Below are 24,481 nucleotides of genomic sequence, written 5' to 3' on the forward strand. Positions count from 1 at the left end.
AGCTAGCGGGGGAAGCCGCGTGCGATCCAATCGGATTGCTGTGCCCCGCTATAGCTTCGGCGGCCCATGTGGCGAGCGGGGGGCCTCGAGGGCACCCGCGGGACGCCCGTGACGCCGCCGCCGGCGCCTCAGATCACCCGCGCCACCCAGACGATGACGTAGGCGCTCGGCACGAGTAGGAGTTGGGCGAGGATCGTGCCGGCGAGCCGGCTGCCGATCATCCAGACGACGACGCGCCGGAAGCGCTGATCGGTTTCCTTGCCGCGAACGACATCGTCCGTCAGGCCGGCCAGATACGGATCGACGATGACGAAGAGGAGGATCGTCGCGACGCCGTTGACGATCGAGGAGAGGGTCGAGGCCGTGACGCGGAACTGCGGGTCGAGCGAGCCCGCATAGATCGCCGCGAGCACGCCGACGGTCCAGAGGGCGTTCGCGAAGACGTTGAGCAGGATGACGCCGACGGGCAGGTCCTTGCCGAACCGCAGCGCGGTCAGGCTCGCGCGGTGCGGCAGGGCAAAGGCGTGGACCATCGCGTGCATGCCCCGCGGCGTCATCGCGCGGCGCAGGAGGCGCGGCACCGAGCGGTCGCCGCTGAAGCTGTCGACGGCCGCCGAGGCGGCGCGCTGCACCGTCGGGATGAGGAGCCCGCCGACGATGGTGGCCAGGGAGGCGGAGGCGAGGATCAGGCTGAAGTCTGACATGAGGTGGTGACTGGCGACGCCCAGTATGTCGGTCTCGACCCGCTTCGCGATGAACGGGCCCTGGAACGAGTTCGACGTCCGCGAGATCAGGACGAGGATGTTGAAGAGCGAGAGCGCCGTCGCGATCTTGCCGGTGCGCACGCCGGCGATCCGGAACGCGTAGGCGAGCGTGCCGATCAGATGGATGACGAAGGTGAGGGCGAGGATGAAGGCGAGCTGCAGGTCCATGTGACGGGCGGATCGTGGCGGCGGCAGAGCGTCCGATGCGCATGACGGTGCTGCGGATGCCGGCGCCCGAGTTGGGTTTCGCGCAAGACCATGCTATATCCTACTTTCATTGTAGGATATGATCTTCTTCGAACGACCGAGCCCATGATCTCCCAGAAGGCCAAATACGCGCTCCGGGCGCTGCTCGCGCTGGCGGAGCTCGAGGCGGATTCGATCTCGTCGGCCGAGCTCGCGGAGCGCGAGCGGATTCCCCGCAAGTTCCTCGAGCAGATCCTGGCCGACCTCAAGCGCGACGGGATCCTGCAGAGCCGGCGCGGCGCGGCGGGCGGATATTCGCTCCTGAAGCCCGCCGACACGATCACCTTCGGGCACGTGCTGCGGCTGATCGACGGGCCGATCGCCCCGCTCCCCTGCCTCAGCCGGATCGCCTACCGGCGCTGCGAGGACTGCCAGGACGAGGCGACCTGCCGCGTGCGCAAGGTGTTCGCGCAGGTGGCGAACTCGGCGAGAGCGGTGCTCGACCAGACGACGATCGCCGACGCCGTTGCACGCCCGGACCGGCTGCGCGGCGTGGTGGAGGATGCGGCCGGAGCCGCCTGAACCACGACGTGCGCCTCCTGCACGATCGCACATTTCAAATCCTATCGCGTTAGCAGGGGTTCATCCCACCGACGATGGACCCGCTGGCGGACACGCGCGCCTCATGGGCGGCGACGACGATGGGCGCTGGGGTGCGCGCGCGGGCCACGGCGCGGCGTGATGGGCGGGCCCGACTGACGGAGATCAACGCGTCCTCGGGCCCGGCCCGGGTAGACTGCCGGTCCGGATCGCGAGCGAGGAGGAACGGGAATGGACATAGCGGCCATCGCAGCTGAGGCCGCCGCGGGGCGGAGGCCCGTCACGCCCGAGACCCCCATCCCGCATCCACGCTCGGAGCGCGCCGACGCGGGCGACCATGCCTTCGCGGCGATCGACCGCATGAGCGAGGCGCTCCTCGGCCAGGCGACGGGCGGCCTGTCGCCCGCCTCGCTCGCCCTCGCGGTCTTCGACTGGTCGATCCATCTTGCGAGCGCGCCCGGCAAACGCGCCGAGCTCGCCGCGAAGGCCATGCGGAAGACGACGCGCTTCGCCGCCCACTGCTTCGCCTCGAGCCTCGATCCTGCGACCCCGCCCTGCATCGAGCCGCTGCCCGACGACCACCGCTTCGCCGCGCCGGCCTGGCGGAAGCCGCCCTACAGCCTCTTCGCGCAGGCGTTCCTTCTGCAGCAGCAATGGTGGCACAACGTGACCCGCGGCGTGCCCGGCGTGAAGCCCCACCACGAGGAGGTCGTCGCATTCGCGGCGCGGCAGATGCTCGACGTGATCTCCCCGACGAACCTGCCGGCCACGAACCCCGAAGTGGTCGAGCGTACGCTCGGGACGGGCGGCGCGAACCTCGTGCGGGGCTTCCAGAACTGGCTCGAGGATGTGGGGCGGACGGCGACGGGGCAGCCGCCGCGGGGGACGGAGGACTTCGTCCCGGGCCGCGACGTGGCGGTGACGCCGGGGCAGGTCGTTTACCGCAACCACCTGATCGAGCTGATCCAGTACGCCCCCGCGACGGAGACGGTCGTCGCCGAGCCGGTCCTGATCGTGCCGGCGTGGATCATGAAGTACTACATCCTCGACCTGTCGCCGCAGAACTCGCTGATCCGCCACCTCGTCGGCCGGGGCCACACGGTCTTCTGCATCTCCTGGCGCAATCCCGACGAAGGCGACCGGAACCTGACCCTCGACGACTATCGCCGGATGGGGATCATGGCGGCGGTCGACGCGGTGACGGCGATCGTGCCGGGACGGCGGGTGCACGCCACGGGCTACTGCCTCGGCGGCACGCTGCTGGCGATCGCCGCCGCCGCGATGGCGCGCGCGGACGACGACCGGCTCGCCTCGGTGACGCTGCTGGCCGCCCAGACCGACTTCACGGAGCCGGGCGAGCTCGCGCTCTTCATCGACCACAGCCAGGTCCACTTCCTTCAGAGCATGATGTGGAACCGCGGCTATCTCTCCGCCGACCAGATGGCGGGGGCGTTCCAGCTCCTGCGCTCCGCCGACCTCGTCTGGTCGCGCCGGGTGCGCGAATACCTGATGGGCGAGCGCGCGCCGATGATCGACCTCCTCGCGTGGAACGCGGATGCGACGCGCATGCCCTATCGCATGCACTCGGAGTATCTGGAGCGGCTCTACCTCGGCAACGAGCTCGCCGGCGGCCGGCTGATGGTCGATGGACATCCCGCGGCGGTCCAGAACATCCGCGCGCCGATCTTCGCGCTCGGCACCGAGAGCGACCACGTGGCGCCCTGGCGCTCCGTCTACAAGATCCACTACCTCAGCGACACGGAGGTCACGTTCGTCCTGACCAGCGGCGGGCACAATGCCGGCATCGTGAGCGAGCCGGGACACGCACGACGGCACTTCCGGCTCGCGCTGAAGCGGGCGGAGGACCCGTGCGTCGGGCCCGAGGAATGGACGGCCATGGCGGAGGTGCAGGAGGGCTCCTGGTGGGGCGCCTGGTCCGACTGGCTGAAGGAGCGCTCGGCGCCGGGACCCGTCCCGCCGCCGTCGTTCGGCAGTGGCGAAAGAGGCTATCCGGCGCTCGGGGAGGCGCCGGGCACCTACGTCTTCCAGCGCTGACGCGCGAGGGTCGATCAGCCGACGGGGCGGACCGATGGCGAATGAAAGGTCACAGCGACGCCACCGTGCAGCCGGGCGGACCCGGCAGACGCTGAAGGTCGACCTCACCGGCGTCAGCGAGACCCTGCTCATCACGCTCTACGCGAAGGCCCTGGAAAGCGCGATGCCTGACACGGTGCTGCGCGACGATCTCGCGGCCCGCATCGTCGGCCGTCTCGACTACGATTTCGCGCGGCTCGGCGTCGAACGGGACGATGCGATCGCGTTGGCGGGCCGCGCCCGGACGCTCGACGACTGGACCCGTGCCTTTATCGAGGCGGAGCCGCACGCGACGGTCGTCCATCTCGGCTGCGGCCTCGACACCCGCGTCTTCCGCGTCGATCCTCCCCCAGGCGTCGCGTGGCGCGAGGTCGACCTGCCCGAGGTCATCGCCCTGCGGCGCAAGCTCTTCCCGAGACGCAAGGGGTGCCTGCCCGTCCCGGCTTCCGTGACTGAGCCCGACTGGATTCGCGCCCTTCCGCCGGACCGACCGACCTTCGTCGTCGCCGAAGGGCTCTTTCCCTATCTCGGAGAGGACGAGGTCCCGCGGCTTCTCGGCCGGCTGACGGGGCATCTCCGCGGAGGCGAGATCGCGTTCGACGCGTTCAGCCGGCTCGGCGTCTGGCACTTCAGTCAGAACCGGATGATCCGCGCGACCGGTGCCCGGCTCGACTGGTGCCTCGACGATCCCCGCGACCTCGAGAGAGAGGTCCCGGGCCTCCAGCTCGTCGAGGAGCACAGGGTCTGCGAGCGCGATCAGCTCCCGCGCTTCTCGCCCCTGGCGCGCGCGATCATCGCCACGCTCGAGGCGACGCCGTTGCTGAGACGCATGGACCGCCTCCTGCGATATCGCTTCGGTGAGCGCGCCTGAAGGGCGAGCAGGCGGCAGAATCCGACCCGTCGCCTCGCGCAGACAGCGAAGCTGCCTCTCCTTCTTGTGCTTCGGGCGCGGATTTGATCCTGTGGGGAAGGGCGAGGGCTCGACGATCCGCCTGCCCGCCTTTTCGACATGCCGGGAGCGCCATGACGAGACCTTTCTGCTGCGAGCCGTCCGGCCGCCCCTCACGAGTGGCGGCGGAGGCGGCACGGTGACCTGGTCGATCATCGCGCGCGAGCCCGCTACCGGGCGATTGGGGATTGCCGCCGCCAGCCGCTTCTTCGCGCTCGGCGCCCGGGTCCCGTTCGTCGAGACGGGGGTGGGCATCGTCGCGACGCAGGCGCTCCTCAACCCGCTCTACGGGCGGAAGGGTCTCGCGCTGCTGCGTGAGGGCCATACGGCGCAGGAGGCCGTCGACCTCATGGTTGCCGCGGATGACGGGCGCGAGGCCCGCCAGGTGCACGCTATGGACGCCCGGGGCGGTGTCGGAGCCTTCACGGGATCGGACTGCGTGGCGTGGTGCGGCCATATCACCGGCACCGACTGCTCGGCCGCCGGCAACATGCTGGCCGGCCCAGAGGTGATCGAGGCGACGGTCGCGGCCTATGAAAGCCGGCACGACCTGCCCATGGCGCGGCGGCTGATCGCTGCCATGATGGCGGGCGAGGCCGCCGGAGGCGACATGCGCGGCCGGCAGTCCGCGAGCCTGATCGTCCTCGATGAACAGGAATATTCCGAGCTCGACTTCCGGGTCGACGACCACGAGGATCCCCTCGCCGAGCTCACGCGCCTCGAGCAGGTGTCGCGGGAGCGCTGGGTCCACTTCCGCCGGTTCCTGCCGACCCGCGAGAACCCGGCCGGCATCACCGACCGCTCGCGCATCGATGCCGAGATCGCCGCCGCGACTGCGCGGAAGGAGCCGTGATGGCGGAGGACGGCGCGCTTCTCGAGATCACGGACCTTCAGGTGGCGTTTCACGGGCCCGACGGGCGGACGACCCATGCGGTCGACGGCGTCGACCTCTCCGTCACCCCCGGCCGCACGCTCGGGATCGTCGGGGAATCGGGCTCGGGCAAGAGCGTGACGTCGCTCGCCGTGATGGGGCTTCTGCCGAAGGGAACGGAGATCACCGGCCGGATCGGCTTCGAGGGGCGCGACCTCCTGAAGGAGTCGGCGCGACGGCTTCGGGACCTCCGTGGCGACCGGATGGCGATGATCTTCCAGGAGCCGATGACGTCGCTCAACCCCGCCTACACGATCGGCGACCAGATCAGCGAGGCGATCCTCCGCCACCGGAGCGTGGGCCGAAGGGAGGCCCGAGCGCGGGCGATCGAGATGCTCCGCAAGGTCCGCATCCCCGAGCCGGAGGCGCGCTTTCAGGAGTATCCGCACCAGCTGTCGGGTGGGATGCGGCAGCGCGCGATGATCGCCATGGCGCTCGCCTGCGACCCGCAGCTCCTGATCGCGGACGAGCCGACGACGGCACTCGACGTCACGATCCAGGCCCAGATCCTCGAACTGATGCGCAGGCTGCGCGAGGAGACGCGGGCCGCCATCATCCTGATCACCCACGATCTCGGGGTGGTCGCGGAGGTCTGCGACGAGGTGGCGGTGATGTATGCGGGACAGATCGTCGAGCGGGCGGCGGTCCAGGATCTCTTCGCCTTTCCGCAGCACCCCTACACGGTCGGGCTCCTGGGCGCGCTGCCGCGCTTCGATGCCGAGCAGGGCGAGCTGGCGGTGATCTCCGGGTCCGTGCCAGACATGAGCCGCCGCCCGACCGGCTGCCGCTTCAGGTCGCGCTGCCCGTTCCGCATCGAGCGCTGCGAGGAGATGCCGCCGCTCATCCCGGTCGAGAACGGCAGGCTGACCCGCTGCTGGCGGGCGCCGCTGCAGAGGCTCGTGGCATGAACGCCGGCCCGGTCATCGCGCTCGACGACATGACGAAGCACTTCGTCGCGTCGCGAACCTTCCTCGGCCGCCCCCGCACCACCGTGAAGGCGGTGGACGGGGTGTCGCTGAGGCTCCATCCCGGCGAGACCCTGGCGCTCGTCGGGGAATCGGGGTGCGGCAAGTCCACGCTCGGCCGCGTCGCGATGGGGCTGATCCCGGCCGATGGCGGCCGGGTGACGATCGACGGCGAGGACGTGACCGCCCTGCCCGCCCGCCGCCTGCGGCACTTGCGGCGGAAGGTCCAGATCATCTTCCAGGACCCCTTCGCCTCGCTCAATCCGCGGATGACGGTCGGCGAGATCCTCGCCGAGCCCCTCATGCTGCACCGGATCGTGCCGGCGCAGGAGCGCGGCCGGCGCGTGGCGGAGCTGCTCGAGCAGGTCGGCCTCAACGGCCGGCACGCCTCGCGGTTTCCCCACGAGTTCTCGGGCGGCCAGCGGCAGCGGATCGTGATCGCGCGGGCGCTGGCGGCGGAGCCGAAGGCGATCGTATGCGACGAGCCGGTCTCCGCGCTCGACGTCTCGATTCGGGCGCAGATCCTGAACCTCCTGAAGGACCTCCAGGAGCGGCTGTCGCTCGGCTACCTCTTCATCTCGCACGATCTCGGCGTCGTGCGCCATGCCGCGAACCGGGTCGCGGTGATGTATCTCGGCCGCATCGTCGAGATAGGGCCGGCCGCGCAGGTCTTCGCCGATCCACGCCACCCCTATACCCGTGCGCTTCTCTCGGCCATTCCCGCGCCGAGCCCGGCGACCAGGCGCAAGCGCCAGCTGCTCGAGGGCGACGTGCCGAGCCCGGTCGCGCCGCCGCCCGGGTGCCATCTCCACACGCGCTGTCCGTTCGCGCAGGAGATCTGCCGCCAGGAGCGGCCGCCGCTCGACGGCGACGAACACAGGTCGGCCTGTCATTTCTGGCGGACATTGCCGCATCCCGGCGACATACTGCCGAGGGAGGAGCGGGTCGACCCGGCTCTGAAGAGACTGTTCGCGGCCTTCTCGGCGCCGCGGGGGCAGACGGCGGCCTGACGTGCCGCCCAACAGGGGAGAGTGCTCGTGAGACATCTGACACTGGCGGCCGCGATCGCGACCGCGATGCTGACCGCCGCGACCGGCGGCGCCGCCGCGCAATCCACCCTCCGGGTCGGCCTGGCCGAGGACCCGGACATCCTCGACCCGACGCTGGGGCGGACCTATGTCGGACGCATCGTCTTCGCTTCGATCTGCGACAAGCTCTTCGACATCGACGCCGACCTGAACATCGTGCCGCAACTCGCCCTCGAGCACGAGACGTCCGAGGACGGCAAGACGCTGACCATCCGCCTGCGGCCGGACGTGAAATTCCACGACGGCGAGCCGATGGACGCCGAGGCGGTGAAGTACTCCCTCGACCGCCACCGCGAGATGGACGGCTCGTTCCGGCGCGCGGAGCTGACGGCGGTCGAGAGCGTCGAGGTCGTCGACGACCTGACGGTGCAGCTGAACCTCAGCGCGCCCTTCGCCCCCCTCATCGCCTCCCTGACGGACCGCTCCGGGATGATGGTGTCGCCCAAGGCGGCGGAGGAGCTCGGCGACCAGTTCGGCAACCAGCCCGTCTGCGCCGGGCCGTACAGGTTCGTCGAGCGCGTCCAGCAGGACCACATCACGGTCGAGCGCTTCGAGGAGTACTGGGATGCCGAGAACGTGCACATCGACCGGATCGTCTACCGCCCGATCGAGGATTCGAGCGTGCGGCTGGCGAACCTGCAGTCGGGCGATCTCGACCTGATAGAGCGCGCGCTCGCGACGGACATCTCCGCGATCCGCGAGAGCGGCAATCTCGAGCTCGCGATCGTGACCGAGCTCGGCTACCAGGGCATGACGCTGAACGTCGGGAACGGCGCCGCCGCCGAGAACCCGCTCGGGCAGGACGCCCGGGTGCGGCAGGCCCTGAACCTCTCGCTCGACCGCGAGGCGATCAACCAGGTCGTGTTCAACGGCGAGTTCTTCCCCGGCAACCAGTGGGTGAGCCCGCAGAACCAGTGGTACCAGGAGAGCCACCCGATCCCCGAGCGCGACGTCGAGCGCGCCCGGGAGCTTCTGGAGGAGGCGGGGGTGCAGACGCCTGTGGTCGTGGACTTCATGGTGCCGAACAACCCGGAGACCCGGCAGGTCGCGGAGGTCATCCAGGCGATGGCGTCGGAGGCCGGCTTCGACATGCAGATCCGGGTGGTGGAGTTCGCCACGGGCCTCTCGGAAGCCGAGGCGGGCCGCTTCCAGGCCTTCATGCTGGCGTGGTCCGGCCGCCCGGATCCCGACGGCAACATCTACTCCTTCGCCTCGACGGGCGGGCCGCTCAACTATGGCCGCTACAGCACGGAGACGGCGGACGCGGCCCTGAACGAGGCGCGTACCGCCACGACCTTCGAGGACCGCAAGGCCGCCTACGCCAAGTTTGCCGACGAGTGGCTGACGGAAGGCTCGGTGCTCTACCTCTACCACCGCGCCATGCTGATCGCGCACACGGACCGGCTGGAGGGCTACGAGCAGAGGCCCGACGGGCTCGTCCGGGTGGTCGGCGTCACGCTCGAATGAGCTAGGCGAGCGCCCTCCCCCGCGCCTGCGGCGGGAGGGCGCCACGAAGGCGGCGCGACAGTGTTCACCCTCATCGGCAGACGTCTGGTCCAGCTCGTCCCGACGCTGTTCCTCGTATCCGTGCTGATCTTCTCGCTCCAGCACCTCCTGCCGGGCGACCCCGCCCTCGTGATGGCCGGCGAGGAGGCGACCCCGGAGGTCGTGGAGCAGATCCGCAAGCGCTACAACCTCGACAAGCCGCTGCCCGTGCAATACGTGCACTGGATCGGCGGCGTGCTGCAGGGCGACCTCGGCGAATCGATGCGGCTGCGGCTGCCCGTGGGGCAGCTGATCCTACAGAAGCTGCCGGTCACGCTGCAGCTCGCGTTCATGGCCATGGCGATCGCGCTCCTGATCGGCATTCCGGCGGGCGTGATCTCCGCGGTGAAGCGCGGCACGGCGACCGACCACGCCGTGAACGTGTTCGCGCTGGCCGGGATCTCAACGCCGAATTTCTGGCTCGGCATCATGCTGATCCTGCTCTTCGCGGTGAAGCTCGGCTGGCTGCCGGCCTCGGGCTATGTGAGCCCGTTCGTCGACGTGCAGCGAAGCCTCGCGACGACCATCCTGCCGGCGATCGTGCTCGGTACGGCGATCGCCGGCGTCATCATGCGCCACATGCGCTCCGCCATGCTCCAGGCCCTCGACAGCGACTACGTCCGCACCGCCCGCGCCAAGGGCCTGCACGAGCGGACGGTCGTGTGGAAGCACGCCGTGCGCAACGCCATCACGCCGGTCATCACGCTCGGGGCGCTCGAGTTCGGCACGCTCCTCTCCGGCGCGGTCCTGACCGAGCAGATCTTCTCCATCCCCGGCTTCGGGAAGCTGATCGTCGACGCCGTGTTCAACCGCGACTACGCCGTCGTGCAGGGCGTCGTCCTGATCACCGCCGCGACGTACATCCTGATGAACCTCCTCGCCGACCTCGGCTACATCCTCGCCAATCCGAGGCTGCGCACATGAGCGCGGCCACGGAACCCGCAACCGTCTCCGGGGCCGGAAGCCACGACCATCTCGTGGACAGCCCGCGACGGAGGGTATGGCGACGGCTGAAGGCGCGGCCGGCGGCGCTCGTCGCGCTCTGCGTGGTCGTCGTCATCGTGCTGGCGGCCCTCCTCGCCCCGCTCCTCGCGCCCTACGACCCGACGCAGCAGAGCTGGACGGCGGTGCGGCAGGCGCCGTCCTGGCAGCACTGGTTCGGGACCGACGAGGTCGGCCGCGACGTCTTCTCGCGGGTGCTCTACGGGGCCCGCGCCTCGCTCGCGGCCGGCGTCGTCTCGATCGTCATCGCCGTAATCTTCGGCGTGCCGCTCGGCCTCCTCGCCGGCTATGTCGGCGGCTGGGTGGACGCCGCCCTGAGCCGCCTCACCGACGCGATGCTGGCGATCCCCTTCCTGATCCTCGCCATCGCCCTCGCCGCGTTCCTCGGCCCCAACCTGACGAACGCGATGATCGCGATCGGCATCTCCGCGACCCCGATCTTCATCAGGCTGACGCGCGGCCAGGTGCTGACGGTGAAGGCGGAGGACTATGTCGAGGCGGCACGGGCCGTCGGAAATCCCGGCTGGCGCATCGCGCTGCGCCACATCCTGCCGAACGTGCTGCCGCCGCTTCTCGTCCAGGTGACGCTGACGATCGCCGCCGCCGTGATCGCCGAGGCGAGCCTCTCCTTCCTCGGCCTCGGCCAGCAGCCCCCGATGCCGTCCTGGGGCTCGATGCTGAACTCCGCCCAGCGCTTCCTGAGCAACGCCCCCTGGATGGCGATCTATCCCGGGATGGCGATCTTCCTCACCGTCCTGTCGTTCAACGTCCTCGGCGACGGCCTCAGGGACGCCCTCGATCCCCGGGCGAAGTGAGGCCGGTTAGGGACGCGTGGGGGGAGACGCGCCGAAGAGGGCCCCACGGATCCGCCGGCCCTCTTCGCGTCGTCACCCCGCGGCGTCTCAGGCGGCGGTGTTGATCCAGACGGCCTTCGGCTCGGTGAAGTTCTCGATCGCGGCCTCGCCGTGCTCCCGCCCGAAGCCCGAATCGCGGCTGCCGCCCCAGGGCAGGCGGATATCGGTCGGGCCGAACGTGTTCACCCAGACGGTGCCCGCCCTGATGCGCTTCGCGAGGCGGTGGATCCGCCCGAGATCCGAGCTCCATACGCCGGCGGCCAGGCTGTAGGCGGTGCCGTTCGCCATGCGCACGGCCTCCTCCTCGTCGCGGAACCGGACGACCGAAACGACGGGGCCGAAGATCTCCTCCTGGGAGACGCGCATGTCGTGCTCGACCCCGGTCAGCACGGTGGGGGCGACGAAACAGCCCTCGTCGCCGACGCGGCCGCCCCCGACCGCCACCGTCGCGCCCTCCCGCCGGCCGATCTCGACATAGCCGAGCACCCGCTCCATCTGGGTCTCCGACACGAGAGGGCCCATCTGCGTCGCGGGATCGAGGGGATCGCCGAGGCGCAGCCGCGCGGCGCGGTCGACCAGCCGCTCGACGACCTCGTCGTGAACGTCCTCGTGGACGAGCACCCGGGAACCGGCGGAGCAGACCTGGCCGGAGTTGAAGAAGATCCCGGCGGCGGCAGCCTTCGCGGCCGCCTCGACGTCGGCGTCCGGGAAGATCACGTTGGCGGACTTTCCGCCGAGCTCGAGCGTCACCCGCTTCAGGTTGCCCGCCGCGCTCCGCAGGATCTGCCGGCCGACGGCGGGGGATCCGGTGAACGTCACCTTGTCGACGTCGGGATGGTCGACGAGCGCCGCGCCAGCCGTCTTGCCGAGCCCCGGCACGACGTTCAGCACGCCGGCGGGGAAGCCCGCCTCCATCGCGAGCTCGCCGAGCCTGAGCGCCGTGAGCGAGGTCAGCTCGGCCGGCTTCAGCACCACCGTGCAGCCGCAGGCCAGCGCCGGCGCGAGCTTCCACACGCCGATCATCAGCGGGAAGTTCCAGGGCACGATCGCGCCGACGACGCCGATCGGCTCCCGGACGGTGTAGGTGAGCGCATCGGCACGCGCCGGGATGACCTGGCCGTTTATCTTGTCGGCCCAGCCGGCGTAGTAGGTCAGCGTGTCGAGCACGGCCGGAAGATCCTGACGCCGGATCGCAGAGACGGGCTTGCCCGAATCCAGGCTCTCGAGGTCGACGAGCTCGTCGAGATTCTCGCCAACGAGCTCGGCGAGCCGCGACAGCAACCGCCCGCGCTCCGCCGCGCGCATGTGGCCCCACGGGCCCTCGAAGGCCGCGCGCGCCGAGCGCACGGCCCTGTCCACGTCGACCGCATCCGCCTCGCCGACATGCGTGATCAGCGAGCCCGTCGCGGGGTTGGAGGTTGCGAAGGATCGACCGGAGAGCGGAGCGGAGAACCGCCCGTCGATGAACAACCCCTTCGTGACGTCGAGCATGTGAACCGTCATGATCCCTACTCCCTAAATATGAACTTTCTTGCCTGTTTCACTCGAGGACATCGTCGTGCTCAAGCGGCGTTGGTGAAGATATTAGGGCTTATTTCGTAGCAAGGAATATGATATCGAGTTCAGATCACACTGGCCCCGAATATGAATTCTTGTGCATAATTCAGCGGCCTGACATCTGGAGACCGTGCCGATGATGCGGGTAACGATCGAACCTGCCTGGCGCTTCACCCGCGACGGGGAGGCGCACTCGATGCTGGTCATGCTCGATTTCCTGAACGAGATCCGGGAGACGGGGAAGATCACCCGCGCGGCGGAGAGCGCGCAGCTGTCCTACCGCCACTGCTGGAACCTCATCGAGCGCTGGTCGGCCTATTTCAACGCGCCGCTCGTGGAGCGCCGCCGGGGGCGCGGCACGGTGCTGACGCCACTCGGCGAGAAGCTCGTCTGGGCGGGACAGCGCCTGCAGGCGCGGCTCGGGCCCCAGCTGCAGAACCTCGCCCGCGAGCTCGAGACCGAGATCAACCAGATCCTGCCCGACGGCTCCACGACGATCCGGATGCACGCGAGCCACGGCTTCGCCGTCCAGAAGCTGCAGGAGGTGCTCGCCCGACGCGGCGGCGTCAATGTCGACCTGCGCTACATCAGCAACCAGACGTCCCTCGTCTCGCTGGCGAACGGCTCGTGCGACCTCGCCGGCATGCACCTGCCGCAGGGCCCGCTGAGGGCGCGCAGCATCGAGGACGCCAAGCCCTGGCTGAACGCGAGCGAGCATCGCGTGATCAGCTTCGTGACGCGCGAGATGGGCCTCATGGTCAGGCAGGGCAATCCGCTCCGGATCACCTCGCTCGACCGCCTCGCCGATCCCGCCGTGCGGTTCGTGAACCGCGACCCGGAGTCGGGAACGCGCCTGCTCCTGGAGCAGCTCATCGAGCTGCACGGGCTCGATCGGGAGGCGATCAACGGCTACGAGCGGGCGGAATTCACGCATGCCGCGGTCGCGGCCTATGTCGCGAGCGGGATGGCGGATGTCTGCTTCGGCTTCGAGGCGGCGGCCCGCCAGTTCGGCCTCGATTTCGTGCCCCTCCTGACCGAGGACTACTTCTTCGTATGTCGGAAGGAGGCGCTGGGGACGGACGCGCTCAGGCAGGTGCTCGACGTGATGCGGAGCGAGGAGTTCGGCACCGCGATCTCCGCCATGCCCGGCTATGCCGTAGAGGACCCGGGCGAGATCAAGACGCTCGCCCAGATGTTCGCTCCCCACGGGGAGTAGCGCCGCGTGTGGGCGGTGCTCGGCAGGGTCACGGCGTCCCGCCGGGCGTGGCGGCCACCGCGGCCTCCAGGTGGGCGATGTCGATCTTCTTCATCGTCAACATGGCCTCGAAGGCGCGCCTCGCCATGGCACGATCGGGATCCGTCGTCAGCTCCAGCAACCGCCTCGGCGTGATCTGCCAGGAGAAGCCCCAGCGGTCCTTGCACCAGCCGCAAGCGCTCTCTTGGCCGCCATTCTCCACGATCGCCTTCCAGTAGCGGTCGGTCTCGTCCTGGTCCTCGGTCACGACCATGAAGCTGACGGCTTCGTTCGCCGTGAAGACCGGGCCGCCGTTCAGGCCGACGAAGGACCGGCCGAGCACCGTGAACTCGACCGTCAACTCGTCGCCTTCCCGGCCGCCGGGATAGTCGGCCGCAGCCGCGTTCACCCGGCCGACCCGGCTGTCGGGGAAGGTCGCGGCATAGAATTCCGCCGCCTTGCTCGCTTCGCCGTGGTCGAACCACAGGCAGGTCGTCAGTCTGTCCATCTCAGGCTTCCTCTCCTTCTTCGCGGAGGCGAGCATCCTGCCGGCTCCCACCGCTGCCACGGTGACTCCGGCATCCCGCCTCGCGCAAAGGACGAACGGGTGCCGGAAATCCCGACAGGCCGTTTTTCGAATGTCACCGGAAAATCGAGCGGAGGGCCAGCGCGTCCGCCACCCGGCCGCCCCGTGGCGGCGGGCCCTCTTGCCATGTGGCAACTTCTTTCCATATAGTTCTGTCATGGCAAAGGAGTCGTCATGATCGCTCTCGTTCCCGTCGACGCCGCGCCGCACCAGCCCGCCGAGGCCCGCATCACCGCCGAGGAGGCGCAGGCCATGTTCCGGGCCGTCGTCAAGCTGTTCGCCCGCTGGAGGCTGACGGACGAGCAGGCGGCGACGCTCCTCGACCTGAACATCCGCACCTGGCGCCGCTGGAAGGGCGGTCAGCCGGGCCAGCTCGGCCGCGACGGGAGAACGAGGCTGTCGAACCTGATGGGGATCCACAAGGCCCTGCGGATCATCTTCGGGAGGTCGGACCGCGTCTACGAGTGGGTTCGTGCCGGGAACGACGCCTTCGGAGGCAGGTCCGCCCTGGAGGTCATGCTGCGGGGCGAACTCGCCGACATCGTCCGGGTGAGGCGCTATCTCGACGCCGAGCGCGGTGCCTGGTGACGGGCCTGCCGCCGGTGGAGCGTGTCTCCTGGACGGGCGCCCGCCGCATCATCCGCAGCCTCTACCCGCCGGTCGACCTCTTCGAGGACATCGCGGACCCGGAGGACTGGCCGGCGATCCTCTCGGCCGAGCAGAAGTCGAACCCGCGCCTGGTCGAGGGGATCGGCGAGATCGACCTCGTGCCGGCCGGCCGGCGCGTGGGCGGTGCCGGCTCGAGCTACCTGATGGCGCCGTTCACGCACGTCTCGCCGGATCGGCCGAGCCGGTTCTCCGACGGCAGCTACGGCGTTCTCTATGTCGGCCGGACCTTCGAGGTCGCGCTCGCCGAGACGATCCATCACCATGCCCGCTTCATGCGGGCGACCGCCGAGCCGCCGGGGTGGACGTCGCAGTTCCGCGAGATCGTGATGGACGTCGAGGGCGATCTCCACGCCATCCACGCCGAGAGCCATCCGGCGGTTCTCGACCCCGACGACTACCGGGCGAGCCAGGCCTTCGCGCGCGAGCTCAGGCGCCGCGGGTCGGACGGACTCGAGTATCCGAGCGTCAGATGCCCCGGGGGCTCGTGTGCCGCCCTCTTCTATCCGGACCTCGCCAGGAACCCGGTCCAGGGCCGCCACCTCGACTATCACTGGGACGGCAATCGCGTCGATCTCGTGCGGGAGCCTGCCTCCCGAGCAGTCTTCCGGGTCGTCTGAGGGGACCTCGCCGCGGACCTACCTCGTGGAGGAGCCGGTGGCGCCATGGCGTCGCCTTCGCGGCCTGGCCGCACTGAACGCGCGGCGCCTCAGTTGAGCGTTCTGGATGCCTCGGGCGTGTCGAGCGAGAAGGTCGGAACGTCGATCTCGAAGCGCTCTCCGTCCTCCGTGATCATCTCGTAGGCGCCCGACATCATCCCCGACGCGGTGGCGAGGGGGACGCCGCTCGTGTAGCGGAAGGAGTCGGAGGGCCCGAGCGTCGGCTGCTCGCCGACGACCCCTGGGCCCGCCACCTCCATGCGCTTGCCGAGCGCGTCGATGATCATCCAGCGCCGGCTCAGAAGCTGGACCGTCTCGGCGCCGAGATTCGTGATCTCGATCGTGTAGGTCCAGAAATAGGCGCTCTGATCGGGCGAGGAGCGGTCGGGGCAGTAGGTCGGCTCGACCGTCACCTCGATATCCCGCGTCACCGCCCTGTACATGGTCAGGACGCGCCCTTCAGCGCCATCAGGCCGCGCCGAAGGTCGCGCTCGAGGTCGTCTGGATCCTCGAGCCCCACCGACACGCGCAAGAGGCCGTCGCCGATACCGAGCTGGCCCCGCGCCTCCGGCGTCAGCCGCTGGTGCGTGGTCGTGGCCGGATGGGTGATCAGGCTCTTGGCGTCGCCCAGATTGTTCGAGATCTTGATCACCCGGAGCGCGTTGGCGAAGCGGAACGCCGCCTCCTTGCCGCCCTCGATCTCGATGCCGATCATCGGGCCGCCGTTGCGCATCTGGCGCTTCGCGAGCTCGTGCTGCGGATGGTCGGGACGGCCGGGATAGACGAGCCGCCTGACGCCGGGCTGGCCCGCGAGCCGCTCCGCGAGCCGCGCGGCCGTCGAGACCTGTCGCTCGACGCGAAGCGGCAGCGTCTCGAGCCCCTTGAGGAGCACCCACGCGTTGAACGGGCTCATGGAGGGCCCTGTGTGCCGGTAGAAGTCCTTGAGCTCCGTCGTCACGAACTCTTCGCTGCCCAGGATGATGCCACCGAGGCAACGCCCCTGCCCGTCGATATGTTTCGTCGCCGAGTAGACGACGACGGAGGCGCCGAGCTCGAGGGGACGCTGGCCGAGCGGCGTGGCGAAGACGTTGTCGACCGTCACGCGCGCGCCGGCCTCGCGGGCGATGTCGCAGATGGATTTCAGGTCCAGGACCTCGAGCGTCGGGTTCGTCGGCGTCTCCAGGAAGAAGACCTTCGTCTCGGGCCGGACCGCGTCGCGCCAGGCCTCAAGGTCGCTTCCGTCGACGATCGTGGTCGCGACGCCGAAGCGCGGCAGGAGGTCCTCCACGATGTAGAGGCAGGAGCCGAAGAGCGCCCGCGAGGCGACGAGGTGGTCGCCCGCCCTGAGCTGGCACATCAGCGCCGCGTGCACCGCGGCCATGCCGCTCGCCGTGGCGCGCGCGGCCTCGGCGCCCTCGATGCGGCACATCCGCTCCTCGAGCATCGAGACCGTGGGGTTCGCGTAGCGCGAGTAGACGTAGCCCGGCGCCTCGCCCTTGAACCGGGCCTCGGCGGCCTCGGCGGTGTCGTAGACGAAGCCCGAGTTGAGGAAGAGCGCCTCGGAGGTCTCGCCGAACTGGCTGCGCAGCGTGCCGCCATGGACGAGGTCGGTGGCGAGGGCGAAGCCGTCGTCGGAATGGGGAGCGTCGTTCAAGATGGTGCCTCCAATGGAGGGCCGGGAACGAAAATGCCCGGTGCGACGCCTGACATCGAAGCGTCCCCGGGCCCGTCGCGCCCGGCCTTTTAGCGACTTGTTTTACGTGGCTGCAAGCCGGCCGGCCCAAATCACCACGATCGATCCGCCCCTCATGCCGCAACCCCGCGCGCGCGTCAAGCATTGCGGGGGCTTCCGCGCTTGGCGAGCGCGGCCCGCTCGGATAATGCTTCGGCGCACCGGGCACGAGAGGCGAGACGGCAGGCATGGCAGAGACGAACGGCACGCGAGGCGTCCTTCCCGCGCACGAGATCGAGCGGCTGCTCGCCGGCGGCCGGATCCGGACCGAGACGCCCCCCGCGCCGGACCAGGTGCAGCCGGCGAGCCTCGACCTGCGGCTCGGCCGCGTCGCCTATCGCATCCGGGCGAGCTTCCTGCCGGGCCCGCGTCGCTCGGTGGCCGAGCGGCTCGAGGCGCTCAAGCTGCACGAGATCGACCTGACCGGCGGCGCCGTGCTGGAGACGGGCTGCGTCTATCTCGTGCCGCTCCTGGAGAGCCTCGCCCTGCCGGACGAGATCGCGGCCGACGCCAACCCGAAGAGCTCCACCGGGCGGCTCGACGTCTTCACCCGCGTCATCGCCGACCGGTCGCGCGCCTTCGACTCGGTGGAGCAGGGCTATGTGGGCCCGCTCTACCTCGAAATCAGCCCGCGCACCTTCCCGGTCCTCGTGCGCACCGGATCGCGCCTCTCGCAGCTGCGCTTCCGCCGCGGCCGCGCGACGCTGAGCGACGAGGAGACGCTCGAGCTGCACGAGCGCGAGGATCTCGTGGCGGGACGTGCCCCCGACATCGCCGGCGGCATCGCCGTGAGCGTCGACCTGACGGGCGAGCAGGGCGTGGTCGGATACCGCGCGAAGCGCCATACCGGCGTCGTCGACGTCGACCGCCGCGACGGCTACGAGGTCGGCGAGTTCTGGGAGCGGCTCGAGACGGCGAGCGGCACGCTGATCCTCGACCCGAACGAGTTCTACATCCTCGCCTCGAAGGAGGCCGTCCACGTCCCGCCCGCCTATGCCGCGGAGATGGTGCCGTTCGATCCGCTCGTGGGAGAATTCCGGGTCCACTATGCCGGCTTCTTCGATCCGGGCTTCGGCCATGCCGCGGCCGGCGGGCACGGCAGCCGCGCCGTGCTCGAGGTGCGCTCGCGGGAGGTGCCCTTCATCCTCGAGGACGGCCAGACCGTCGGCCGCCTCGTCTACGAGCGGCTGACCGAGCGGCCGGAGACGCTCTACGGCACCGACATCGGCTCGCATTACCAGGCTCAGGGCCTGAAGCTGTCGAAGCATTTCCGCGCAACCTGAAGAGGCCGCCGCGGGAGCCGAGGGTCACCGAAGGCGCACCGGGCCTACGGCGACCAGCACCGCTTCGGCTTGACAAGCCCCGCCCCGCCATACGATGTCTAGCCTCACGCGGGCGTAGTTCAGTGGTAGAACGTCAGCTTCCCAAGCTGATGACATCAGTGGAAGCAAACCCCAAGACCTCACAAGACGGTTGAAAACGCTTAGGAAACCGCTTTGTGTTGCGGCAGCGTGTCCGAGTGAGTTGCAACGGCGCGCCTACAAAATGCCTGCAATGGGGTTGCGTCATGGCACACAGGAAGAAGATCACGGACACACTCTGCCGCACGGCCGAGCCCGACGCGAAGTACTGGGACACTGAGGTGCGCGGCTTCGCTCTGTTCACCGGCAAGACGAGCAAGACCTTCTATTTCCAGAAGGATGTCCGCGGGCGCACGCAGCGGACGAAGATCGGCGCCTTCCCGCTGATCAATGCGGGGCAGGCGCGCATGGTCGCCATGGAGCTCGCCGTCGAGCACTCGTCCGGGGTCGCCGCCCGTCGCCTGACGGCCGCGAAGATACCGACGCTCGAGCAGGCGCTCGAGACCTACCTTGCCCGCCCGAAGCTGCGCTCCGACCACAACCGCACCTCGGTCGAAACCCAGATGCGAATCCATCTGAAAAGCTGGCTGCGCCTGCCGCTGAACGAGATCACGAAGGGCATGGCCGTCGAGGCGCACAGGCGCATCTCAGAGCCGCGCGTCGGCCGCGATGCGCTCGGCCGCGAGACCCAGTTCGGCGGCGAGCGCGCGGCCAACCATGTCCTCAAGTCCTTCCGTGCCATCTACAACCATGCCCGCCGCGTGCATGACCTGCCCGAATGCCCGACCATGGCGATTGAGTGGCACGAGGAAACGCCGTCAGCGGTGATAATATGCGACCTGCCTCGCTGGAAGGCCGAGATCGAAGCGCTGGAAAACGAGGTTCACACCGCCTTCTATCGCTTCCTGCTGTTCACGGGCCTGCGGCTCGACGAGGCGCGGACACTGCGCTGGGATCAGGTGCGCCGGGATCATCTGCATCTGCCCAGCACGAAGAACGGCCGCGCCTTCGATCTGCCCTTGCTCGACGCGCATCATGCGATCCTCGACCCGATGCGCGCCTATCAGTCGGAATATGTCTTTCACGGGCGGCGGCAGGCGAAGCACCTCAAGAGCCCCGCGCGCATCACTTGGTCGCCCCATGCCCATCGGCGGACGTTCGCGACCGTGGGCGTGACGGAGGCCGGGCTGCTCGAAGAGACGGTCGGCCGGCTGCTGAACCACACGCCGACTTCCGTGACGGGCGCCCATTATGTTGTGGTGGACCACGAAAAGCTCCGCGAGCCAATGACCCGCGTTGTCAGTGTCTTGGAGCGCAAGGGACTCCAAGCCTAGGGCGTTTAAACGCAAGTACCTGATTTATCAGGTCAATAGTGAAGAAAAATCTTGCAAGCCCGAGAACGCCGCACTACTTTATCCGAACTTGCTCCTGCCCCGCGATAACCCGAGCGGGGGAGAGTCTGCGTGTCACGGCGCCCCACGACATACGGTGGGAGGCGAGGACGGGGTCACAATCGCAGGCGACAGCTCCAACCCAACCCCTGGAGTATGTCGTCATGGCTGACCGTGACCTGTTCTTTGATACGCGGCAGGCTGCCGAATACCTTGCCCGCTCTGTCTCCTGCCTCGAATACTGGCGCTTCGAGGGCCTCGGCCCCCGCTACTATCGCATCGGCGCAGGCCGTGGCCGCATCCGCTACAAGAAGTCGGACCTCGACGCCTACATCTCCAAGGGCCAGACGGACCCGTGGAGGCAGAAGCCGTGAAAAAGGAGCTGATCGAGGCGGGTTACCGTCTCGTCCCGCTCCGTGACAGGCAGAAGCGGCCTCTGCACGACAAGTGGGGCGACAACGCCTATACCCTCGACGATCTCGGCAAGCAGGTCGGCCTCATGATCGAACCCGGCATGGTGGATGTCGATCTCGACTGGCCGGAGCTTCGTTCGCTCATGACGGACGGGGAATATGACACCTTGGCGTGGGGCCGTCAGGGGACGCTGACGCATCTCGTCTATCGCGCAGACCTGCCCGCGCCCGTGACGTTCAGGTTGCCGAAGGTTGCGGGCGCGCCGCCGCTCGCGGGCGACCATGCCTATACGGTCTGCGAGCTGCGCACGTCCGCGACGGGCGAGGCATATCAGGCGATGATGCCTGACTCGATCCACCCTGACGGTGACGAGTTGCAGTGGTTCAACGAGGTACTGCCGCAGGAGGCGTCCGTGGATGCCATCGTCAGCACCCTTGGTGGCCTTGCGGCGCTCGCCGTGCTGATCAGGTTCTATCCGGGGGAAGGGTCGCGCGACGATTTCGCCCTCGCCCTGACCGGGTGCATGGTGCGGGCGGGCTGGCCAGAGCAGAACATCCAGAACTTCATGATCCGCCTCTGCCGCGCTGCGGGCGATAGCGAAGTCAAGATGCGGTCCGAGAAGGCCCACCGTACCCTCAAACGGCTTGAAGGTGGCAAAAAGGTCGCGGGCATCCCGAAGGCCGCGGCGCTCATGGGCATCCCCATCGAATGGATGCAGGAGATTGCCGTCTGGCTCGGTTGGAAGAAGCGCAACCCGCATGGCCGAGGTTCTGCCGTCTATCTCTCGCCCGAGGTGGCCGACGTATCGCGGCAGGCATGGGATGCTCTGGCCGAGTATCGCGTTGACGGCGACCCGGGCGTCTATGCCTTCGGCGAGGCGCTCGCTCGCGTGGATGCTGGGCGGATGCAACTGCTCGATGGTTCGGGCCTCAAGCATGAGCTGAACCGCTGCACGACCTGGCTGCTGCGCGACGGCGACAAGTTGAAGACGGCCTCTGCGCCCAGCAGCACGGTTGAGGACATGCTTGCCGCTCGCCGCCGCGACGTGACGGTGCCCGAGCTCAAGCAAGTGTCCATCGTGCCCACGTTCACCCGCGACGGGCGGCTGCTCGACGAGAACGGCTTCGACGAGGCATCGGGCATCTTTCTCGACCTGCGGGTAGCGGTGGACGTACCGCGCGACCCGACGCCCCGCGAGGTGCGGTCGGCGCTGCGGCAGTTGTGGCTGCCGGTGGCGCAGTTTCCCTTCGAAGAGAAGTCGGACAAGGTTCACGCCCTTGCCATGATCCTTGAGCCCTACATGCGCGACATGTTCGGCCCGACGCCGCTCTATTTCATCAACAAGCCGACGCCTGGCACAGGCGCCACGCTGTTCATCGAGACCTCGCTGTTCCCCACCCTCGGCAACTGGCCCGATGTGCAGACCCCGCCCAAGTCCGACGACGAGATGCGCAAGACGCTGACCGCCTGCTTCATCGAGGGGGTCCGCTGCATCTTCTTCGACAACGCCAACGTGCTGAACTCGCCGCACTTCGCGATGGCGTTGACGGCCGAGGTCTATTCGGCCCGGATTCTCGGGGTGTCGAAGATGCTCCGCGTGCCCGTGAAGGTGCAGTGGGTGGGCTCGGGCAACAACACCGATCTCTCGGGTGAGCTCTATCGGCGCACCATCGACATCCGCATGGACGCGAAGATGGCGAACCCGGAAGATCGCGACGTGTCGCAGTTCCGCATCAAGAACCTGAAGGTCTGGGTGCGCGAGCATCACGCGGAGCAGGTGCGGGCCGCTTGCACCATCATACAGTATTGGGTCCAGCGGGGGATGCCGCTCGGGCAGGGCTCGAAGGCGTCCTATGAGGAATGGGCGGCGAAGATGTCGGGCCTGTTCGAGTGCATCAACATCCGTGGCTTCCTTGAGACGCCCAAGACCCGCAGGCCCGAGGACCCGGAAGAAGAGATCGCTCGCGAGCTCTTCTGGTGGATGGACAGGGCGCACCGAGGCAAGGCCGACCCGTCGGGCTCGCGCGACGGGGATGGACGGCCGGTCGAACGGGCAGACTGGACGAAGCCCGTCCGCGCGGGCGACGTGGTGGACCTTGTGAAGGCGCAGAACATCGGGATCGACTTCGGGTTCGGGGACGAGCGCAAGCAGATGGCCGCCTTCCTCAAGCGGTTCAACGGCCGCGTCTTCGAGTTCGAGGCGGAGTCGGGGCGACGGCTCGCCCTGACGCTGACGATGCACGCCACGCGCCGCGGCACGGGCTGGTATGTCGCAAGGTCGGTCGTCGAGGCATGATGGTGACAATGGTGACGCCCATGGTGACGGGGTGCGCGGCGCATGGTGACAGGGTGGAGCGTTTTCAGATCAATGGGTTGGCGGCAGTGATGGCCCGTTGTGTCACCATTGTCACCATTGTCACCGTCGCGCTGACCCATCGTCAGAGCGAGAGGCAGCGGCCCGACGACGGGGGCGTCTCGCGCGTGCATGAAACTCATGGTGACAATGGTGACAATGGTGACAACGGGTTGATCTGCAACGGTAAAACCCTGTCACCATCGTGTCACCATTGTCACCATTCGACATTCCTGCAACACCGTAGCCGCGCAGCGGGGCGACGTGCTGCGCCGAACTCGGCCGGTTTCCTCCGAGGTGGAGCACGCTCGCCGCTGCCGCCTCGGACGATGCTCTGCCTGCGAGAGACCTACAAACCCGGCGCTAACCGCTTGATCTCATTGACATGACGTATGTTGTCCGAGCATCGACGCTGCCGAAGTATGCAGCAAGTTGCGGCAGGCACAGGCAGAGGCACAACATGCTGTGGTCGCCTGTATCGCGCCTCGCACATGGCGGCGAAGGCGTCAGAAATCGACCCCCCTGATCTCAGCGCCGATCCCGCGGCCCACGGTGTCGGAGAAATTTCTGCCACCGTCTCCGCCCCTCCAACACCCGACTCTGCCCCACCGCCATCTGAAACCGTGGTCGACGGCCCCGGCCCGCGTCGTCCATCGTGCAGCGTCATCAGCAGACGGAGACCCCATGGTTCATATGATCAACGGCGCGCCCGCACGCCTGCTCTCCAAGGCCGAGCAAATTGAACTCGACCGCCTCACCGACACCCGCCGCGCAGCCCTCGGTCGCTTGCTTGCCGCGTTCGTCGTGCAGCAGGCAGACCCCTCGGACAGCCATGCCCATGCGCTCCTCGTGGCCGAGCAGACCTACATGGACGCGGCGCTCAGGACGCGCGCCCTGTGCTCCACCTGAAACTCCGCTAACGCCTCCCCGCCTGTTCCCCGTATGTTCGACATGCGCGCGTGAGCACTGGCGGCCCTTGGGGTTGCGCGCCTCCCGCCCTCCGAGGGCCGCCAGAACAGAAGGACCATGCCATGCCCCGTGTCAGATTCGACCGCCTGAAATCCGAATACCGCCTGATCCGCGCCTGCCTCGACGGCGAGCAGGCCATCAGGGACGCGGGGCAGCTCTACACCCCGAAACCTTCGGCCATGCAGCCGGACGATTATGTCGCCTATCTCGCCCGTGGCAGCTTCTACGATGCGCCAGCGGCCACGCTGCGCCTCATGACGGGGCTCGCGCTGCGCAAAGACCCCATCCTGCACCTGCCCGCCCGCCTCGAACCCCTGCGCCTTCGCGCCACCGTGGACAAGGCCCCGTTCCAGATCATGGTGGAAGACATCGTGCGCGAAGTCCTCGCCATGGGTCGCTACGGGCTGCTGCTCGACTTCCCGAGGGCCGGGAACACGGCGCTGACCACGCCCCATTTCGTCGGCTTCAATGCCGAGAACATCGACGAGGTGGAAACCGCCTACGTTGACGGGATGCTCGAAGTGGTCCGGGTCGTGCTGGCCACGGACGAGCGGCACGACGGCGCGGACGTGTTCTTGGAA

General features: G+C 68.6%; 23 protein-coding genes and 1 riboswitch. Of the genes, 18 read left to right on the forward strand and 5 right to left on the reverse strand.

What is annotated here, in order from left to right; translation table 11 throughout:
• Positions 1 to 128: 128 nt before the first annotated feature.
• The gene (locus N177_RS08255; protein WP_023431843.1) at positions 129 to 932 is read right to left on the reverse strand and encodes a lipid II flippase Amj family protein; all 804 of its coding nucleotides are present in this window, start codon (positions 930 to 932) and stop codon (positions 129 to 131) included.
• A 144-nt stretch (positions 933 to 1,076) separates the two neighbouring features.
• On the opposite strand from N177_RS08255, the gene N177_RS08260 reads away from it, so the two are divergent.
• From N177_RS08260 to N177_RS08300, 9 genes are all read left to right on the forward strand, one after another.
• Positions 1,077 to 1,532 carry an RrF2 family transcriptional regulator gene (locus N177_RS08260; RefSeq protein ID WP_023431844.1) on the forward strand — a complete coding sequence of 152 codons (456 nt, stop codon included), beginning with the start codon at positions 1,077 to 1,079 and terminating at the stop codon, positions 1,530 to 1,532.
• A 249-nt stretch (positions 1,533 to 1,781) separates the two neighbouring features.
• Entirely contained in the window at positions 1,782 to 3,605 is a 1,824-nt protein-coding gene (locus N177_RS08265; RefSeq protein WP_023431845.1) for a PHA/PHB synthase family protein, read from the forward strand.
• A gap of 34 nt (positions 3,606 to 3,639) precedes the next feature.
• Positions 3,640 to 4,515 carry a class I SAM-dependent methyltransferase gene (locus N177_RS08270; RefSeq protein WP_023431846.1) on the forward strand — a complete coding sequence of 292 codons (876 nt, stop codon included), beginning with the start codon at positions 3,640 to 3,642 and terminating at the stop codon, positions 4,513 to 4,515.
• A 217-nt stretch (positions 4,516 to 4,732) separates the two neighbouring features.
• A complete protein-coding gene (locus N177_RS08275; RefSeq protein ID WP_040485430.1) occupies positions 4,733 to 5,446 on the forward strand; it encodes a DUF1028 domain-containing protein in 714 nt (237 codons plus the stop codon).
• Complete coding sequence (locus N177_RS08280; protein WP_023431848.1) at positions 5,446 to 6,432, forward strand: ABC transporter ATP-binding protein; 987 nt, start codon at positions 5,446 to 5,448, stop codon at positions 6,430 to 6,432. Before N177_RS08275 ends, N177_RS08280 begins: the two co-directional genes overlap by 1 nt.
• A complete protein-coding gene (locus N177_RS08285; protein WP_023431849.1) occupies positions 6,429 to 7,499 on the forward strand; it encodes an ABC transporter ATP-binding protein in 1,071 nt (356 codons plus the stop codon). Before N177_RS08280 ends, N177_RS08285 begins: the two co-directional genes overlap by 4 nt.
• Before the next feature lie 66 nt (positions 7,500 to 7,565).
• Positions 7,566 to 9,044 carry an ABC transporter substrate-binding protein gene (locus N177_RS08290; RefSeq protein WP_051402300.1) on the forward strand — a complete coding sequence of 493 codons (1,479 nt, stop codon included), beginning with the start codon at positions 7,566 to 7,568 and terminating at the stop codon, positions 9,042 to 9,044.
• Positions 9,045 to 9,104: 60 nt separating this feature from the next.
• Positions 9,105 to 10,046, forward strand: coding sequence for an ABC transporter permease (locus tag N177_RS08295; RefSeq protein WP_023431851.1), 942 nt, complete (start codon positions 9,105 to 9,107; stop codon positions 10,044 to 10,046).
• Positions 10,043 to 10,939, forward strand: coding sequence for an ABC transporter permease (locus tag N177_RS08300; protein WP_023431852.1), 897 nt, complete (start codon positions 10,043 to 10,045; stop codon positions 10,937 to 10,939). Before N177_RS08295 ends, N177_RS08300 begins: the two co-directional genes overlap by 4 nt.
• A gap of 87 nt (positions 10,940 to 11,026) precedes the next feature.
• Here N177_RS08300 and N177_RS08305 read toward each other — a convergent pair whose 3' ends face one another.
• Positions 11,027 to 12,481 carry an aldehyde dehydrogenase family protein gene (locus N177_RS08305; RefSeq protein ID WP_023431853.1) on the reverse strand — a complete coding sequence of 485 codons (1,455 nt, stop codon included), beginning with the start codon at positions 12,479 to 12,481 and terminating at the stop codon, positions 11,027 to 11,029.
• Between the two features lie 190 nt (positions 12,482 to 12,671).
• Between N177_RS08305 and N177_RS08310 the strand changes: the two genes are divergently transcribed.
• The gene (locus tag N177_RS08310) at positions 12,672 to 13,751 is read left to right on the forward strand and encodes a substrate-binding domain-containing protein (protein ID WP_023431854.1); all 1,080 of its coding nucleotides are present in this window, start codon (positions 12,672 to 12,674) and stop codon (positions 13,749 to 13,751) included.
• A gap of 28 nt (positions 13,752 to 13,779) precedes the next feature.
• On the opposite strand, the gene N177_RS08315 is transcribed toward N177_RS08310, so the two are convergent.
• Positions 13,780 to 14,277 carry a VOC family protein gene (locus tag N177_RS08315; RefSeq protein WP_040485431.1) on the reverse strand — a complete coding sequence of 166 codons (498 nt, stop codon included), beginning with the start codon at positions 14,275 to 14,277 and terminating at the stop codon, positions 13,780 to 13,782.
• Positions 14,278 to 14,529: 252 nt separating this feature from the next.
• Between N177_RS08315 and N177_RS08320 the strand changes: the two genes are divergently transcribed.
• Together N177_RS08320 and N177_RS08325 are read left to right on the forward strand one after the other, a co-directional pair.
• Positions 14,530 to 14,943, forward strand: a complete 414-nt coding sequence (locus N177_RS08320; protein WP_023431856.1) for an MbcA/ParS/Xre antitoxin family protein — start codon at positions 14,530 to 14,532, stop codon at positions 14,941 to 14,943.
• Positions 14,937 to 15,641, forward strand: a complete 705-nt coding sequence (locus N177_RS08325) for an RES family NAD+ phosphorylase (protein ID WP_200863378.1) — start codon at positions 14,937 to 14,939, stop codon at positions 15,639 to 15,641. The genes N177_RS08320 and N177_RS08325 overlap by 7 nt, the downstream gene beginning before the upstream one ends.
• Positions 15,642 to 15,730: 89 nt before the next feature.
• Here the strand turns inward: N177_RS08325 and apaG are convergent, their stop codons facing one another.
• Together apaG and N177_RS08335 are read right to left on the reverse strand one after the other, a co-directional pair.
• Positions 15,731 to 16,123, reverse strand: coding sequence for a Co2+/Mg2+ efflux protein ApaG (apaG, locus tag N177_RS08330; RefSeq protein ID WP_023431858.1), 393 nt, complete (start codon positions 16,121 to 16,123; stop codon positions 15,731 to 15,733).
• A gap of 2 nt (positions 16,124 to 16,125) precedes the next feature.
• A complete protein-coding gene (locus N177_RS08335; protein WP_023431859.1) occupies positions 16,126 to 17,334 on the reverse strand; it encodes an O-succinylhomoserine sulfhydrylase in 1,209 nt (402 codons plus the stop codon).
• A 69-nt stretch (positions 17,335 to 17,403) separates the two neighbouring features.
• Positions 17,404 to 17,482: riboswitch (SAM riboswitch) on the reverse strand.
• Positions 17,483 to 17,600: 118 nt separating this feature from the next.
• On the opposite strand from N177_RS08335, the gene N177_RS08340 reads away from it, so the two are divergent.
• The 6 genes from N177_RS08340 to N177_RS08365 all read left to right on the forward strand — a co-directional run.
• On the forward strand, positions 17,601 to 18,695 hold the full coding sequence (locus tag N177_RS08340; RefSeq protein WP_023431860.1) for a 2'-deoxycytidine 5'-triphosphate deaminase: 1,095 nt from the start codon (positions 17,601 to 17,603) through the stop codon (positions 18,693 to 18,695).
• Between the two features lie 284 nt (positions 18,696 to 18,979).
• Positions 18,980 to 20,107: a tyrosine-type recombinase/integrase gene (locus N177_RS08345; RefSeq protein WP_023431861.1), complete on the forward strand. Its 1,128-nt coding sequence runs from the start codon at positions 18,980 to 18,982 to the stop codon at positions 20,105 to 20,107.
• 221 nt (positions 20,108 to 20,328) lie between these two features.
• Positions 20,329 to 20,538 (forward strand): helix-turn-helix transcriptional regulator, encoded by a 210-nt coding sequence (locus tag N177_RS08350; protein WP_023431862.1) that lies wholly within the window; start codon positions 20,329 to 20,331, stop codon positions 20,536 to 20,538.
• Positions 20,535 to 22,874 carry a bifunctional DNA primase/polymerase gene (locus N177_RS08355; protein WP_023431863.1) on the forward strand — a complete coding sequence of 780 codons (2,340 nt, stop codon included), beginning with the start codon at positions 20,535 to 20,537 and terminating at the stop codon, positions 22,872 to 22,874. The genes N177_RS08350 and N177_RS08355 overlap by 4 nt, the downstream gene beginning before the upstream one ends.
• 741 nt (positions 22,875 to 23,615) lie before the next feature.
• Positions 23,616 to 23,840: a hypothetical protein gene (locus N177_RS08360; protein WP_023431864.1), complete on the forward strand. Its 225-nt coding sequence runs from the start codon at positions 23,616 to 23,618 to the stop codon at positions 23,838 to 23,840.
• A gap of 122 nt (positions 23,841 to 23,962) precedes the next feature.
• Positions 23,963 to 24,481 (forward strand): hypothetical protein (locus N177_RS08365; protein ID WP_040485406.1); only part of this gene is annotated, 519 nt, incomplete at its 3' end.

It is taken from the genome of Lutibaculum baratangense AMV1, from assembly GCF_000496075.1.
GTDB classification, from domain to species: domain Bacteria; phylum Pseudomonadota; class Alphaproteobacteria; order Rhizobiales; family Tepidamorphaceae; genus Lutibaculum; species Lutibaculum baratangense.

Excerpts from the sequence above, each read along its gene's own strand:
- N177_RS08310 (WP_023431854.1), top strand. The coding sequence starts at position 12,672 with ATGATGCGGGTAACGATCGAACCTGCCTGGCGCTTCACCCGCGACGGG.
- N177_RS08300 (WP_023431852.1), top strand. The coding sequence starts at position 10,043 with ATGAGCGCGGCCACGGAACCCGCAACCGTCTCCGGGGCCGGAAGCCAC.
- N177_RS08255 (WP_023431843.1), bottom strand. The coding sequence starts at position 932 with ATGGACCTGCAGCTCGCCTTCATCCTCGCCCTCACCTTCGTCATCCAT.
- N177_RS08315 (WP_040485431.1), bottom strand. The coding sequence starts at position 14,277 with ATGGACAGACTGACGACCTGCCTGTGGTTCGACCACGGCGAAGCGAGC.
- N177_RS08285 (WP_023431849.1), top strand. The coding sequence starts at position 6,429 with ATGAACGCCGGCCCGGTCATCGCGCTCGACGACATGACGAAGCACTTC.
- N177_RS08270 (WP_023431846.1), top strand. The coding sequence starts at position 3,640 with ATGGCGAATGAAAGGTCACAGCGACGCCACCGTGCAGCCGGGCGGACC.
- N177_RS08350 (WP_023431862.1), top strand. The coding sequence starts at position 20,329 with ATGGCTGACCGTGACCTGTTCTTTGATACGCGGCAGGCTGCCGAATAC.
- N177_RS08280 (WP_023431848.1), top strand. The coding sequence starts at position 5,446 with ATGGCGGAGGACGGCGCGCTTCTCGAGATCACGGACCTTCAGGTGGCG.
- N177_RS08320 (WP_023431856.1), top strand. The coding sequence starts at position 14,530 with ATGATCGCTCTCGTTCCCGTCGACGCCGCGCCGCACCAGCCCGCCGAG.
- N177_RS08265 (WP_023431845.1), top strand. The coding sequence starts at position 1,782 with ATGGACATAGCGGCCATCGCAGCTGAGGCCGCCGCGGGGCGGAGGCCC.
- apaG (WP_023431858.1), bottom strand. The coding sequence starts at position 16,123 with ATGTACAGGGCGGTGACGCGGGATATCGAGGTGACGGTCGAGCCGACC.
- N177_RS08305 (WP_023431853.1), bottom strand. The coding sequence starts at position 12,481 with ATGACGGTTCACATGCTCGACGTCACGAAGGGGTTGTTCATCGACGGG.
- N177_RS08290 (WP_051402300.1), top strand. The coding sequence starts at position 7,566 with ATGCTGACCGCCGCGACCGGCGGCGCCGCCGCGCAATCCACCCTCCGG.
- N177_RS08260 (WP_023431844.1), top strand. The coding sequence starts at position 1,077 with ATGATCTCCCAGAAGGCCAAATACGCGCTCCGGGCGCTGCTCGCGCTG.
- N177_RS08345 (WP_023431861.1), top strand. The coding sequence starts at position 18,980 with ATGGCACACAGGAAGAAGATCACGGACACACTCTGCCGCACGGCCGAG.
- N177_RS08340 (WP_023431860.1), top strand. The coding sequence starts at position 17,601 with ATGGCAGAGACGAACGGCACGCGAGGCGTCCTTCCCGCGCACGAGATC.
- N177_RS08360 (WP_023431864.1), top strand. The coding sequence starts at position 23,616 with ATGGTTCATATGATCAACGGCGCGCCCGCACGCCTGCTCTCCAAGGCC.